This is a genomic window from Candidatus Electronema sp. PJ, from assembly GCF_048287395.1.
Classification (GTDB): Bacteria; Desulfobacterota; Desulfobulbia; order Desulfobulbales; family Desulfobulbaceae; genus Electronema.
The window spans coordinates 15,462-29,773 of record NZ_JBLWEO010000033.1; the positions used below are offsets into that span (position 1 = coordinate 15,462).

Annotated in this window: 15 protein-coding genes; 3 read left to right on the top strand and 12 right to left on the bottom strand. The window is 53.7% G+C overall.

The features are described from left to right. Positions 1 to 65: 65 nt before the first annotated feature. The 5 genes from ACNKIB_RS05200 to ACNKIB_RS05220 form a co-directional block, all read right to left on the bottom strand. Positions 66 to 551, bottom strand: a complete 486-nt coding sequence (locus ACNKIB_RS05200; protein WP_417909489.1) for a phosphatidylglycerophosphatase A — start codon at positions 549 to 551, stop codon at positions 66 to 68. Further along, complete coding sequence (gene larC, locus ACNKIB_RS05205; protein ID WP_417909490.1) at positions 517 to 1,686, bottom strand: nickel pincer cofactor biosynthesis protein LarC; 1,170 nt, start codon at positions 1,684 to 1,686, stop codon at positions 517 to 519. Before larC ends, ACNKIB_RS05200 begins: the two co-directional genes overlap by 35 nt. A 12-nt stretch (positions 1,687 to 1,698) precedes the next feature. Next, a complete protein-coding gene (fmt, locus tag ACNKIB_RS05210; RefSeq protein WP_417909491.1) occupies positions 1,699 to 2,640 on the bottom strand; it encodes a methionyl-tRNA formyltransferase in 942 nt (313 codons plus the stop codon). Positions 2,641 to 2,981: 341 nt separating this feature from the next. Beyond that, positions 2,982 to 3,494, bottom strand: coding sequence for a peptide deformylase (def, locus tag ACNKIB_RS05215; protein WP_417909492.1), 513 nt, complete (start codon positions 3,492 to 3,494; stop codon positions 2,982 to 2,984). An 18-nt stretch (positions 3,495 to 3,512) separates the two neighbouring features. Beyond that, on the bottom strand, positions 3,513 to 4,247 hold the full coding sequence (locus ACNKIB_RS05220) for a 16S rRNA (uracil(1498)-N(3))-methyltransferase (protein ID WP_417909493.1): 735 nt from the start codon (positions 4,245 to 4,247) through the stop codon (positions 3,513 to 3,515). 225 nt (positions 4,248 to 4,472) lie between these two features. Between ACNKIB_RS05220 and ACNKIB_RS05225 the strand changes: the two genes are divergently transcribed. From ACNKIB_RS05225 to ACNKIB_RS05235, 3 genes are all read left to right on the top strand, one after another. Next, a complete protein-coding gene (locus ACNKIB_RS05225) occupies positions 4,473 to 6,317 on the top strand; it encodes a hypothetical protein (RefSeq protein ID WP_417909494.1) in 1,845 nt (614 codons plus the stop codon). A 445-nt stretch (positions 6,318 to 6,762) separates the two neighbouring features. Next, positions 6,763 to 7,713 (top strand): TerC family protein, encoded by a 951-nt coding sequence (locus ACNKIB_RS05230; protein WP_417909495.1) that lies wholly within the window; start codon positions 6,763 to 6,765, stop codon positions 7,711 to 7,713. Between the two features lie 99 nt (positions 7,714 to 7,812). Then, positions 7,813 to 8,193, top strand: coding sequence for a VanZ family protein (locus tag ACNKIB_RS05235; protein WP_417909496.1), 381 nt, complete (start codon positions 7,813 to 7,815; stop codon positions 8,191 to 8,193). Positions 8,194 to 8,497: 304 nt separating this feature from the next. Here the strand turns inward: ACNKIB_RS05235 and ACNKIB_RS05240 are convergent, their stop codons facing one another. The 7 genes from ACNKIB_RS05240 to ACNKIB_RS05270 form a co-directional block, all read right to left on the bottom strand. Beyond that, a complete protein-coding gene (locus ACNKIB_RS05240; protein ID WP_417909497.1) occupies positions 8,498 to 9,115 on the bottom strand; it encodes an esterase/lipase family protein in 618 nt (205 codons plus the stop codon). Next, the gene (locus tag ACNKIB_RS05245) at positions 9,116 to 9,979 is read right to left on the bottom strand and encodes an alpha/beta fold hydrolase (protein WP_417909503.1); all 864 of its coding nucleotides are present in this window, start codon (positions 9,977 to 9,979) and stop codon (positions 9,116 to 9,118) included. After that, the gene (locus tag ACNKIB_RS05250; RefSeq protein WP_417909498.1) at positions 9,979 to 11,013 is read right to left on the bottom strand and encodes a 3-oxoacyl-ACP synthase III; all 1,035 of its coding nucleotides are present in this window, start codon (positions 11,011 to 11,013) and stop codon (positions 9,979 to 9,981) included. The genes ACNKIB_RS05245 and ACNKIB_RS05250 overlap by 1 nt, the downstream gene beginning before the upstream one ends. Positions 11,014 to 11,110: 97 nt before the next feature. Next, entirely contained in the window at positions 11,111 to 11,344 is a 234-nt protein-coding gene (locus tag ACNKIB_RS05255; RefSeq protein WP_417909499.1) for an RNA-binding S4 domain-containing protein, read from the bottom strand. A 56-nt stretch (positions 11,345 to 11,400) separates the two neighbouring features. Beyond that, positions 11,401 to 12,309: a branched-chain amino acid ABC transporter permease gene (locus ACNKIB_RS05260; protein WP_417909500.1), complete on the bottom strand. Its 909-nt coding sequence runs from the start codon at positions 12,307 to 12,309 to the stop codon at positions 11,401 to 11,403. Positions 12,310 to 12,595: 286 nt separating this feature from the next. Continuing rightward, positions 12,596 to 13,348, bottom strand: coding sequence for a hypothetical protein (locus tag ACNKIB_RS05265; RefSeq protein WP_417909501.1), 753 nt, complete (start codon positions 13,346 to 13,348; stop codon positions 12,596 to 12,598). Between the two features lie 115 nt (positions 13,349 to 13,463). Next, positions 13,464 to 13,973 carry a YqgE/AlgH family protein gene (locus ACNKIB_RS05270; protein ID WP_417909502.1) on the bottom strand — a complete coding sequence of 170 codons (510 nt, stop codon included), beginning with the start codon at positions 13,971 to 13,973 and terminating at the stop codon, positions 13,464 to 13,466. Between the last annotated feature and the right edge of the window lie 339 nt (positions 13,974 to 14,312).

The window sequence follows — 14,312 nt, forward strand, 5'->3', positions numbered from 1 at the left end:
CCAGATACTTTCAGAAAAATCTACAAATATTTTTGCAAAGGCAGCAAATAGTAGGAGACCGGTGCTTATTCCAGCCCGAGCAGGCGCAATCCGGCCTGCAGCACTGCCAAGGCGAGCAATCCGGCAGCAGCATCGTCGAGCATGATGCCCAAGCCGCCGTGAATGCGGCGATCCAGCCAGCCCACTGGAAAAGGCTTGCGGATATCGAAGAAGCGAAAGAGGATAAACCCGGCAACAGCAGCCAGCGGGTGGGCAGGAGCCAAAGTCAGGGCAATAAGCTGGCCGAAAATCTCGTCAATCACCACCAGGCCAGGGTCGCCTTGATCAACCAGCTTTTCTGCTGCACCAGCAGCCATGGTGCCGACGATAAACAGCCCGGCCAGCACCGTCAGATAGGTGCTCAAAGCCAGCGGACGCAGACATAACCACAACACTACGCCGACCAATGAACCCCAGGTACCAGGTGCCTTGGGCAGATAGCCGCTCCCTGCGCCTGTCGCGATGAAAAGAAAGAGTTTATCCATGCTCGTCCGCAGTGACAGCTGCTGCATAGACCTGCTGGAGGGGAATTTTGTATTCCTTGGCCAGTTTGGCGCAATCCTCGTATTCCGGCTTGATCCGGTAGCCGTCAGGCAGCTCAACCTGCTTGCCCCGCACCTTGCCCCAGGGTGTAACCAGCTCAATCGTGGTGCGGGACAAGGTAAGTCGCTGGACAGCATGATAGCGAAGACCAACCGCACTGGTCTCACGCAAGATAATCTCCTTGAGCCGGGCCGCATGGGCAGGATCAGCTAGGAGGCAGAGCAAAAAACCAGGACGACCTTTCTTCATCTGGATGGGAACCAGGCTGACATCCAATGCGCCTGCATCCATCAGTTTAGCAGAAACATGCGGCCAGAACTCTGGGTTCCAGTCATCCAGGTGGGTTTCGATCACCTCGACCAGTTGCGTCTCCTCAACCACCTGCCCACGCCCGATCAGCAGGCGTAGTAGATTGGGCCGCCGGTCGCGGCGTTCGCGGGAACCTGCGCCAAAGCCGGTCTGGGTCAAGGTCATGGGCGGCAAGGGGCCAAAGGAGCGGCTCAGTTCGACAGCCAGGGCCGCACCTGTAGGCGTGACCAATTCCTGGGCAAGATTTTCGCCCTGCACAGGTACGCCTTTCAACAACTCGCAAACCGCAGGCGCGGGCAGGGGTAACTCGCCGTGAGCACAGCGGACCCAACCGCGTGGCAGGGGTAAAGGCGAGCAGATGACCTCGTGAATGCCAAGATGATGCAGGCCAAGCACTGCGCCGACGATATCGATGATCGCGTCCACTGCGCCGATCTCGTGGAAATGGACTTCCTCAGGCGTGGTGCCGTGCACGCGGGCTTCAGCCTCGGCTAGCCGCCGAAACACGGCTAAAGCCCGATCAACAAGGGGCTTTTCTAATGCAGATTGCTCCAGCAAGGCCTGAATGTCTGCCAAATGCCGCAGCTCGTCGGTTTCCTCAGTGCGAACCCTGGCCATGATCGCCCGGATCCCAGCCTTGACCACAGGTCTGATCTCCAGCTTCCAGCCGGGCAGCTTTAGCTTGTCTAATTCCTCACGCAACACCGCTTCGGATAGCCCGGCACTCAACAGGGCACCGAGCAACATGTTGCCGCTAATCCCGGAAAAGCAGTCCAAGTAGCAAATCGTTGGCATGGCCACCTCAAATTAGGAAAATTGTTGGCCGATAGGCAGCTGCATCCCGCAAATGCAGGCCTGAACACACATCCGCTTTTTCCCCTCGGGTTGGATTTCGCGGATCAACAAGTAATCCTGAGCCGTAGCCACGACAACTCCGTTGCGGTCAGCGCGACAGAGGGTACCAGGCAGCTCTTGTACCTCGCCCGGAACGACCTGCGGCTGGAAGAAGCGGAAACGTCTGCCGTCAATGAAGCCATACGCCGAAGGCCAAGGGTCAAGGCCGCGAATCAGGCAGTGCAGCTCGCGGGCCGGGCGGTTCCAGTTGAGATGCCCCAGCTCTTTATCCAGCATGGGCGCGTAACTGGCCTGGGTATCATCCTGCTTGCTGGCTGGAAGCCGACCTTCTTTTAACCGCACGATGGCTTCCCGCAAGGCTTCGCTGCCAAGTTGGGCTAACTTGCTAGAAAGCGTAGCACCCGTGTCGTCTTCACTAATCGGTAGCCGAGCAGGTAGCAGGATATCGCCGGTATCAATGCCCTCGTCCATCTGCATGATCGTGACCCCGGTTTCGCTCTCGCCGTTAATCAGGGCACGCTGGATGGGCGCAGCTCCCCGGTATTTGGGCAGGAGCGAACCATGCACGTTGATGGTACCAAAACGGGGCAAACGGAGCAAGCGGCCTGGCAAAATTTTACCATAGGCAATGACCACCATCAAGTCAGGCTGGAGAGCCTGGATGCTGGCCAAAAACTCATCATTGCGGATGGATTCTGGCTGCAAAACCGGAATCCCAGCCTGTTCAGCCAGGGTTTTGACTGGTGGCGGGCAGCATTTTCGGCCCCGACCTTGCACGCTGTCTGTCCGACAGACCACGCTGACCACCGAATCCGGGCTGTCAAGGAGCACCTGAAGACTGGGCAGGGCAAACAGTGGGGTGCCCATAAAAACAATGCGCAGGGGAGGATTCATGCGATATTTCTTGGCAGAAAAAGGGAAAAAACTGGCTGCACTGCAAAAAAATCCACTTTATGCCGGACAGAGGGAGCTGTCAAGCCTTCGGTGCAGCTTGTGCCTCTTCTGCTGCTTGCGGTAAAAATCATCGTGCAGGGGGGAAAAGTCTTCGGGGAAGCCAACAAAATGACAGTGCAGCGGTGAAAAATGACAAAGCAGCAGAGCAAAATGACAGAGTAGCAGGTAAAAATGACAGTGCAAGGGTGAAAAACCATTCTGCAGCAGGGGAAAACCATTCTGCAGCACTGCACGACCCTTTTTCCTGCCTGCTTCCTAGTTTTTCTTCGCTGCCCACGCGCTTATCCTTCCTGCTTATCGAGTATCTTCTTCAGCTTCCGCTTATACATGTCCTGCTTAAGTTTGCTGAGGCGATCAATAAACAGCTTGCCGTGCAGATGATCAACCTCGTGCTGGATGATCCGGGCAAAGCGGGCTTCCGCGATGAAATCCAGGGGATTCCCTTCCAAATCTTGGGCTGTGACGCGGATTTTCTTAAAGCGCACCACCTTGGCATCATACTCAGCCACGCTCAGGCAGCCTTCCTTATCGCTCTCAGATCCCTCGCCTTCAGAAATCACCGGGTTGATCAGGGTGAGGTAGCGCTGCTCGTCCTCATGGGCAGAGATATCAACCACAATGATCTGGCGCGCAAGGCCGATCTGGTTGCCCGCTAACCCTACGCCTTTGGCCGCGTACATGGTTTCCCCCATATCTTTGGCCAATTGCCGGAGCTTATCGTCAAATTCAGTGATCTTGGCTGCTTTTTCCCGCAGCACAGGATGGGGATGGGTGTATATTTTTCGGAGAGTCATGGTCTATGGATGAAAAAATCAGGGTTCAAGGTTGCCAACTGCCTGCTGGGCCAACACAACAGCAGTTAGGGCCGCTGTCTCTGCCCGCAATATCCGTGGCCCAAGGGAAATCGTGTTGAAGCCGCACGTTTTGGCGTGTTCTACTTCCGTAGGATGAAAGCCGCCTTCTGGCCCGATCAGCAGCACCACGGGGTTGCCCGCTTCTAGGCCCAGCGCAGCCAACGAGCAGGTGGTCTCATTCTCCCAGGCTATGATTTTGCGGCTGTCTGCTGGCCAAGCCACTTCCTGGAAGGGCAGCGGCTGGCTGAGTTGCATCGGCACTGGCCTGCCGCATTGCTTACAGGCTTCCAGCATGATTCGCTGCCAGCGGTCGAGGAGCTGATGATCCTTGCCCTGCGGCTCGCAATAGCGAGTGACCAGCGGCAGAAAGCGATGCACCCCCAGCTCGGTGGCCTTTTGTACGACCATATCCATTTTCTTGCCTTTCAGGAAGGCCAGGGCTAAGGTCAAAGGGCTGCGGCTCTCTGGCTCTTGGCGGCGAGCAAGGATGCGAAAGGTCACGCTGTCCGGGCTGATCTGTTCAATCTGGCCGGAGAGGATTCGCCCGCTGCCATCAAAGAGTTCTGCTGTTTCTCCCAGACGCATCCGCAGCACAGCGCGGAGATGATGCGCCTCTGCGCCGCTGATCAGGACGCAATCAGCAGTCTCATGGACTGGGTCGTAAAAGAAACGGCGCATAGAATGGGTAAACATCTGGGTTGTGCGGAGAGAACCGCTTTTTAGGCAGACAGCCGACCTACTTTATGCTTGCGGCTGCGGCCTGTCAAGCCTGCGATGAACATCTCTTGCGGTGCATCACGACCGTAACGGGAAGAAGGGCTTGCGGCATTTTGCTTGAACTTGAATTCTTAGTACCGATGCGGTATTCTCCCTTGTCTCTCAGAGACAGTTCACCCCTTCCTATATATTTTTGCCAAGATGATCGCCCTTTCTGCTTTTCTCAGCCTCCTGAAGAAACAGGCCGGACTGCTTGTTCTGATCGTGGTGTCCGCGTTCGTGTATCATTACTTCTTTTTCAGCCGGGCCTATGTTGAATTTGATTATACCACGGATCATGACACTGCTATTCAGATGGCATGGGGGAATTACTCCCGGAGCAACACGAGCGGAGGGCATCTTATCAAAAACGACGGGAAGACTGGCTTCTTTCTCGACGATCTACGGAAGATGCACTCTCTGCGCTTTGCCCCGATGAGCAAGGCTCCTGGCACAGTCATCTTCCGCCGGATTACCATCACCCAGCCGGGTTTTCAGCCCATAGTGTTTGACGATCAGGCTGACTTTGCCCGCTTCCGCCAAGGCAGGAATATTTCCACGCTGTCCTTTATCGAAGGCTGGGGCTGGACAGTGGCTTCTGAGAATGGCTCGCCTGATCTTTATCTTGATCAACTCAATGCTTCAGCCAGCGGTCTGTTGGCCGAGGTAGGCCGTTTTATCATCCTGGTCTTAGTTCTGCATTTGCTGCTCAAGGCGTTTACGCCTTTGATCCCCGAGTTCCGCTATGTTTCCTTGCTGGCTGTCGGCGTGTTGCTGCTGGTTGCGGTCATGGCCGCAAGAACCAAGCCCTATAGCCATCCTGATGAACTGGTGCATAAAGCGGCAGCGGCCTATTATGAACAGCACTGGCTGATGCCTGCCGCAGAAGCACCGGAAATCGCCGCGAGCTACAGCGGCTACGGTGTTTCTCGGCTCAATTCGCGGGAAATTGCCTACTTTCTGATTGGCAAATTTTCCAAGCTGACTGAGCCGTTCCCTTTCGCGTCCTATCAGCGATACCGCTTTTTTAACGTGCTGTTACTCGGCGGCCTGGTGCTGCTAACCTTTCAGTCATTGGCAGCCCGCTTGCTTCTCCTGCCTTTTCTCATGACTCCGCAGGGCTGGTATTTATTCAGTTACTGCAATTCAGATGCCTTTGCTTTGTTCATCACTCTACTCGCTGCCTATCAGCTGATCGAGCAAGAGTCCTTTTTCAATCGTTTACTTGCAGGACGAGCCAATGGCTGGCTATCTCTCGCGTTACTTGGGTTGCTCGCTGGTTTTCTCCTGCTGATCAAAAAAAATTTCTATATCTTTATTCCGTTCGCCTGCCTATATCTTCTCATTCAGCGGCAGCAGTTTTCTTGGTTGTCATTGCGAAGGCTCATGGCAGTTGCCGGAATCGGTCTTGCCTTGTTCGGTATTCGTTCTAGCTTGGATCTTTATGTCAATGGCTGGAACAAGACAGCAAAGCTCCAGCAGCTTAAGGAAGAACGGGCAGAGACCATGTACAAACCCAGTACTGCGCTGGCCAAAAAGCATCCACACCTGTATCTGCGGGAGCGGGGTGTGCGCTTCAAAGAGGTTTTCGGTGATAAATACCGCTGGGGCGGCCACATCATCCGCAGCTTTTATGGAGTCTATGGCCAGATGAGTGTAGCGGGCAGCAAGAGATATTATACATTCATGCAGAACTGTGGCTGGCTCTTCCTTGGCTTTGTGTATTTGAGCGTGCTACTGCGGGGGAGCTGGTGGGAGCGTCTGTTGCTACTTAATCTGACCGTGTGCAGTCTTGCCCTGATCGGTGGGGGAGCTTGGGCCTCTTGGAGCAAGGATTTCCAGCCGCAAGGCCGCTACATGCTGCCTGTTTTGCCTATGCTCGGCGTGCTAATCGCCAGAAGCGAACGGCTGCTTTTGCCTTTGTTGCTGCGTTCTTTTGTTGTCCTGATGTTTATACTGTCGCTGTGCAGCTTCATGTTTGTTGGCCTGGTTTCGCCGGTGTTATAGAAGAATAGAAGAAGTTCGCAGACCAGCCCCCAGGTAGTTCATGTCGCATAATATAGATTATGTTGTCTCGTGGAGGCCCAATATCTACACCGCCTGAGCCGCTGGAGCAAAAACAGCGCACTTCACTGCCTTTTCCAGCGGCATCGCTTGATGCCAGACACTCACCCAGATTTACCTACCTTCCCTACTCATCCCTGCCTGCTTCGTCCTGCCGAGGCATTTTGCAGACCGCAGTCCTGTTTATGCGAGAAATCAGGTTAGACGATAAGACCCAGAACTTGGCGGAAACCATCCTGCATACTCCCCTCTCGTCCTGTTGATGGTCGCTTTGTGGTACATATTCTATTGACATCCCTCCTGCGTATGCCATACAAAAAAGAATGAGGTATTTTTCGTAGTCGCGAACTGACTACAATTCACATCCTAAGGAGGAAGGGATATTCTTATGCTTGAATCTATTGGCAGTCCGGTGTTTTATTTCAGCTTTAGCGTGCTGGTTCTGGTCTTGCTTGCCGTTGACTTCATGGCACTCAAGGTGCAAGGTAGTCACAAGGTAAGTATCAAGGAAGCAGCGGCGTGGTCAGCGGTGTGGATTGCTGTAGCCTTGATCTTTTGTGGCGGATTATGGTGCCACCTGGATGCCAAATACGGGACTGGCCTAGCCAACAGAAAGGCTCTGGAGTTCCTCACCGGCTATTTAATTGAAAAGTCCCTGGCTGTGGATAATGTCTTTATCTGGATTACCCTCTTCAACTTCTTTGCTGTACCACCAGCTTTCCAGAAACGCGTGCTGCTCTATGGTGTTCTGGGTGCCATTGTGATGCGTGCTGTGCTGATTTTCATTGGGGCAATGCTGCTGGCCAAGTTTCATTGGATACTTTACCTGTTTGGTCTCTTCTTGGTACTAACAGGTGTGAAGATGCTTGTCTTTGCCAATCAAGAGCCAAACCTAGAACAGAACCCTCTGTTGCGCTGGATGCGTGGCCATATGAAGATCACTAATCAATATCACGGCGAGCAGTTCTTTGTCCTACAACAAGGTGTGCGTTATGCCACGCCCATGTTTGTGGTGCTTGTTTTGGTGGAAGCTACTGACTTGATCTTTGCTGTGGACTCCATTCCTGCTATCTTTGCCGTGACTAATGATCCGTTTATTGTCTTTACCTCCAATGTCTTTGCTATCCTTGGTCTCCGGGCAATGTACTTCCTGCTTGCTGACATGGCCCAGCGTTTCCATCTCCTCAAGTATGGCCTGGCCGTGATTCTGATGTTCATCGGGCTAAAGATGTTGCTGCTTGATATCTACAAGATTCCTGTGAGCGCAGCCCTGGTTATTGTTGGCCTGATTCTTGCTCTATCTGTAGCTGCCAGCTTGCTTACTTCCCGCAGTAAGTAACGCGGTGCTCTTCTTGCTCACCATCCTGGGCACGGCTCTGCGCGTGCCTAGGTTTGGTATCGTTTATATTCCTCAAACCTCCCATAGGAAGATCTTACTATGATAAGACCACTCGTCTTTATCCAAACACATTGGCGTGCATTTACCTTATCTGCTCTTATAGTTATTACGATTTCATCGTTCTGGTCAGTGGATGTTATGCCACCAATGCCGGGAAGTGATAAAACAAACCATCTTATTGCTTATTCGGCATTGATGTTTCCAACAGCCTTGCGTAGGCCAAAGCAATGGTTGTTCTACGCTGGCTTCTTTATTGCCTATAGTGGGGGTATAGAATTACTGCAACCGTATTTCCAGCGGTATTGCGAGTGGCAGGATCTACTGGCAAATACTACGGGGATTCTGTGCGGGTTACTTCTTGCAACGGTGCTCCGTTATGTTTTTCCTCCCCTTACCCATTCCGCTCTGATCCGTAAATGAGACAAGGAGCATTTGCATGGCGCATCGCACTTGTCGCCTTCCACTCAGCCGCTGCACAACGCCCCACCTACCCTGCTGCTCCTGGAAAACATAATGCTTGCGCGTCGGAAAACATAGTACTATGTCGTACTACGCACAAGCACTATGTCGTCATACGCACAAGTGCTATGGTTTCTGACGCGCAAGCACTATGGTTTTTTCCGACATAGTACTATGTTTTCCGATGAGCACGGGAGTGCTTTTTTCAAACCACAAGCAAGCGTCAAGGCTGATTTCACTCTTTGAGGAGGAAGCCAGAACAGGCTCACGATAGGACAGTACGCAGGATGATTTCCCCAACCTTTGAGCTAGCAGGGAGGAGTGTGTGGATGAGCTGGACGTGGATCTGCTGATGCAGCCAGTTGGCACGCACCTCAGAGAGTGCAACGACACCATCATTCAGCTCTCCGGCAAAGACCGAAGATATCCAGGGTAAACCTTGGATGCCGATAATCGCTGTAGCAGGAACAGGACTGGCAGGAATAGAGGCCATGCGCGCATCTGAAGCAAGGAGCTGACCGCAGTCACCTGTAGCAAAACGGAAGATGGGATTGGTGTGCAGTTTCCTGGCCAGACAAGCAGAAGAGATAGGCGAGGCAATGAGGAAGAGGTGGCGTGGTAGCCGGGTCTGCGGAGGCAGTGAAGCTAAGGCAGCCCGCAGGAGAACACCGCCAAGCGAGTGACCAATAAGGATGTAGTCTGCCTCCTGCGCTGCAAGATCGGTGAGTCGGCGGACAAGCCGAAGTCGGATGCGCTCAAAGGACTCGAAAGCAGCCCAGTAAGCAAAAGTGTTGGCAGACAGACCACTGCGTCTGAGCTGCCTAAGCATTGGCCAAGCAGACAGCGGCGAACGTCCCAGACCGTGGACAAACAAGGCGTGCATCTAGTGGCAGCTTTGAAGGAACACAGTGAGGAAAGGCAGTATTTCAGGAAGGGCATCTTCCAGCACATAGTGCCCTGCATTAGGGAAATAATAGCTTTGCGCGTTAGGGAAACGCCGCTGCCATTCTGCATAGAAATAATCGTTGAAGCAAAAGTCTTTTCCGCCCCAACAAATGAGCATGGGTTTGTCCTGTAAACGTTCTAAGGAGGCTTCAACCGTGCTCAAGGTTGCCCAGGAAGGATGGGTGGGCTTTAAGGGAATATCCCGGACAAAGCGATGCACAGCTACGCGGTTGGCCCAGCTATTGTAAGGAGCTAAGAAGCCGGCCTTGACCTCGGCTCGCATCCTCTTGCACACTGCCATGAAAGTAGCAGGCCAAGCAAAGCCGTTGAGTCCCCGTACCAGGAGTGCGCCCAGTACAGGCCAGCGACAGATTGCAATCCGCAAGGCAAGCAGGTTAGCATGGAACGCGGCTGTGTTCAGCACCACCAACCCGGCAACGCGCTCAGGATGCTGCCCAGCCCAGCCCATGCCAATAGCTCCGCCCCAGTCATGGACAATCAGCACGCAGCGTTCAATGCGTAGGTGATCGAGCAGGGCGGTGAAGTTGTCTATATGGTTACGAAGCTGATAGGGATAGTCCTGCGGCTTATCCGAATATCCGCAGCCGAGATGGTCAGGGGCAATGCAGCGGTAATTAGCCTTGAGCGCACTGACCACGTTCCGATAGAGGTACGACCAAGAGGGGTTGCCATGTACCATAACCACAGCTGGGCCACTACCTTCATCGAGGTAGGACAGATGATGGCTGTCAGCAGTGCGGAATGACTGAGGCGTGAAGGGGTATTCGGCTAAGAGGGGCATTACCACTCAATCCCCAGCATCACCGAGTTAATCCCAGAACCAATGCCGAGCAAGGCTGCTCGCTGGCCTGGCTTGAGCTTGCCCTTCTCAATGCCCATCGCCATGGTGATGGGCGCGGACACTGAGCCAATATTGCCCAGCACAGACAAGGTCTCAAAGTTACGCAGCGGGTCTAGCTCTAAGGTAGAAAAGAGCTGGCGGGCGTGGGCTTGCCCCACCTGATGGCAGAAGAAACGACGGATGCTTTCCTTGTCCCAGCCACTTTCCTGCAAGAAGGCTTGCCAGCACATGGCTGCTGTCTCTATCCCTTTCTCCAGGAGCAGCTCTGCATCAGTTGACATCAAGGTCTCCTGCTCGCTGTTCTGGCCACCTTGGCAGAGATCGTTGTGTCTAGTATGAGATCGACAAGCTCCGGCAACCAAATGATGGCCGGTGTCATGCAGCTTTTTGGAACCCATCACCAAAGCAACTGCCCCAGAGCCGATAGTCAGGGAAGCAAAGGCAGGCTTGATCGTTTTGCGGGTCAGCGTCTCGTCTGTGAGCAATTGCTGCACTGTCGAGCGGATCAGTTCCTCAGCAGTCTCTCCAGCCACAATCAAACCATAGCGGACTTGGCCCAGCTCGATCATGTTAGCCAGGACCAGCATCCCGTTCAGGAAGCCAAGGCAGGCGTTGGAAAGATCGAAAATCTGGCAGTGCTCAGGCAGGCCAAGGCTGCGGTGGACAAAAGAGGCAGTGGCAGGCTCCATCATATCCCGGCTCACTGAGGTGAAGACCAGAAAATCAATGTCTGCTGGGGTCAGACCGGAGGCTGTGAGTGCTTTCCTGCCAGCGAGGGCAGCAGCTTCGCTGGGCTTGGTGCCAGGATCCCAGAAACGACGGCTGCGAATGCCGCTCATCAGCTCTAGGCGACCTTCAGGTAGTTTGAGGCGTTCATAGACTGGAGCGAGCTGCTGCTCCAGATCAGCGGAAGTGACAACATTGGGCGGCAACTCGTAGCCGAAGCTGTGCAGGCAGACGCGGGCGTATTTCATAGCGGATATTTTCTGTTGCTCCTTGGAGGACAGTGGATCAGATTCTCCTGTACTATACCCAACTGCGTCCGGCAATAGAATAATGAAGAATAAAGCATCATGCGGATTCTTGCGCGACCGCCCTTACCTGCCTGCCATTGCATTCCACCAGATCGCCGACAAGAATTTTTTTACGCTTCCTGGTCTCTAGCTCGCCGTTAACCCGCACCATACCTGCGCTGATCATCTGCTTTGCCTCTCCGCCGCTGGCCGCTAGGTTCTCCAGCTTCAGCAGACTGCACAGCTCAATAAAGCCACCTCTGATGACTGCCGCACTGAATTCGCTGCTCATGGTTTTTTCTTGATGATTGGGGTTAATTTGCGTGCATCGCCCGCTGGCAGCATACATCATACTTTTTCTGAGGTTGCTTTGCCAAGAATGCCCGCTGGCCGGAAGATCAGGATCAGCACCAGCAAGGAGAAGGCGAAAACATCTTCATAGTCGCTGGAGACATAGCCTGCGGCAAAGGCTTCGGTCAGGCCAAGAATGAAGCTGCCGAGCACTGCGCCAGGTATGGAGCCAATGCCGCCGAGTACCGCCGCTGTGAAGGCCTTGATGCCCGCGATGAAGCCGATGGAGACATTGATCTGGCCAACATGGGAGGCGATCAGCAGGCCGCCAAGTGCGGCCAAGGCAGAGCCAATAACAAAGGTGGCGGAAATGACCCAGTTGACATCAATGCCCAGGAGCATGGACATGGTTTGATCCTGGGCCGTGGCCCGCATGGCCTTGCCCAACCGGGTAAATTTGATCAACCAAGTCAGGCCAGCCATTGCCGCAGCCGTGATCAGCAGGATCACCAGATCTGTTGGGCCGATTAGAGCGGCAACTTTCTCAGGCAGCTCGAAAGAGGGGATCAGTTCTGGGAAGGCGAGGAAATCTGGGGTCTGGGCAAGCAGGACATAATTCTGTAGAACAATCGACATGCCAATGGCAGAGATCAGTGGCGAGAGTCGAGGTGCGTGGCGCAGAGGTCGGTAGGCCAGTTTTTCGACGGTAAAGCCGTATGCCCCGGCCCAGACCGTTGCAGCCAACACGGCAAGGGGGAAGATAGCGGCAGCAGGAAAACCGGCAATCGCCAGCACTGAGGCAGCGATGTAGGCGGTGAACGCGCCGATCATGTAGATTTCGCCGTGGGCAAAGTTGATCAGGCCAATGATGCCGTAAACCATGGTATAGCCCAGGGCAATCAGGGCGTAAATGGAGCCACGGGTCAAACCACTGAAAAAAAGTTCGCTGATATATTGGCAATCCATGGCATTGATCTCTCAGAGTCGTTTACCAAGCAGTTCGGTTTGGCCAAAGAGGAGTTCTGTTAACTTGCAAAGGAGTTGTACTCGGCAGAAAAGGAGTCTGGCCGACTACCAAAGGAGTTCTGTTGAGCCGCAGAGGAGTTTTGCCGACTTGGAAAGGAGTTTGAGTCGGCAGAACTCCTTGGTGGCTTAATAGGAAAGGAGTTTGGCCAAGCCGAACTCCTTTTTTGCCGACTCCAACTCCTTTCTGGCCGAGCCAAACTCCTTGGCAAACGAGCAGGAATTGACTCTATCTGGGTGGCGGTGCTACATAACCGTCATCGTCATCCCAGAAACGATTCTCGCGCGGTGGCGAATAAGGCCGACAAGAAATGATATGTTTCCGGCACAAAGTTTCTCGCCATTCGTATTTGAAGAAATGCTTTTCTAGCGGAGAGCGTTCTGGCCTGAATTCAACGCGCACGGAAGAGGAATATTCTTCTTCGCCAAAACCTGTACCTGGCGCAGCTTCTGCACTGTATTCCCTTGAATCATTGCGCCGCTCAGAAGACCAAGGAGAGGGCTGCGGCCTTGGACGATAAATCTTTTCAGAAAAAACCGCAACTGCGATCACGCCCATCGCGCTATAATCATCCCAGGCCCCTGCATAGGAATCTCCTTCGTTTGTAAAATAAAAACGATTGATGGTGTCTCGGTTCGTGCGCCAGCCATCGTAGGTTTGCGAATCATAAGGGCTGAGGACATACATCCGCTCTGAGCTATCTAAAGACGACCGCTGGCCTGAAATGATGTTCCGCCCATCCACGGCAATGACTAAGCCGATCCGGCGGTCTGTATTGTTAATCACTCGGATGCCGTAACGGGCATCATGCTTTGCCTCGACGTAAGCACGCCAGCTATTATCCCGCGAGGAGATCGGGTACGTGGGAAAGATCCAGCCCCGGTCAGAGACCACCTCCACGTTGACACTCTGCGCCGCTGCTGGGCCGGGTATCAGCAAAAAAAGACCACTCAGTACCAGAAGAAAGGTTTTTAGGAACATGATGCCCTCCTTGTCATAGTGAAGTTTTCCGCAGTAGACTGCTGTCCACCCGGAGAAAAAGAAAGGCGGCTCACTGCGAGGCCGCCCTTCTGCTGCACTGTTCAACTTATCCCCCTCAGGCATTGCCAACAATGCCGCTGAACATGGCGATGTCGATACCGAAGCGGCGAGCCGCCTTTTTCCATTTCAACTCGTCTGGGGTATGAAAGAGGATACTGGCATCACCGGGCACGGTTAGCCACGAGTTGTCGATTAACTCCGCCTCCAACTGGCCTGGCCCCCAGCCCGCGTAGCCGAGCAGGAAGAGATAATCTTTTGGCCCGTGGCCTTTAGAGATGTCTTCCAGCAGCTTGGACTCGCGGGACAGGACAATACTCTCGGTGATGGTAAGACCGCTGCTTATCTGCCGGTCAGCATTATACAGAATGAAGCCGGATTCCATTTCCACCGGTCCGCCGGTGTAAACAGGCGGCAGCGGCCCTTCAGGCAGAGGGATGTTGGTGCTAAGGAGGATTTCCATCATGCTGATTTCCTGATTGGGATTGTTGATGGCCACACCCATCGAGCCTTCACGGCTGTGCGCACAGATATAGATTACCTGCTCCCGGAATCGAGGATCGGGCATCTGCGGGGTTGCGATGAGAAAGTGTCCAGTCAAGTTTTCCATTATGTTCTGCCTCCTTATATCTTTATAATAGCATCACTTCTCATGGGCAGTCAAGCAGGAACTTGTCAAGACGCAGGCAGATAGATGCAGTTCAACCGCAACTTAGAAAAGATGCTAGGGCCGTGTACAAAAAAGCGGAGTCGGAACGAGACAGGCTGATGACCTGTCTTCGCAATAGCGGACACGTTTTATTCCCTAAGTAGCCCTTTTGAAGAAGAGCGGCTCGTAGTTGTCCGGCGACTGATAACTGATCGCCGAATGCCGCCGTTGTCGGTTGTAAAAGCCTTCGATGTACCG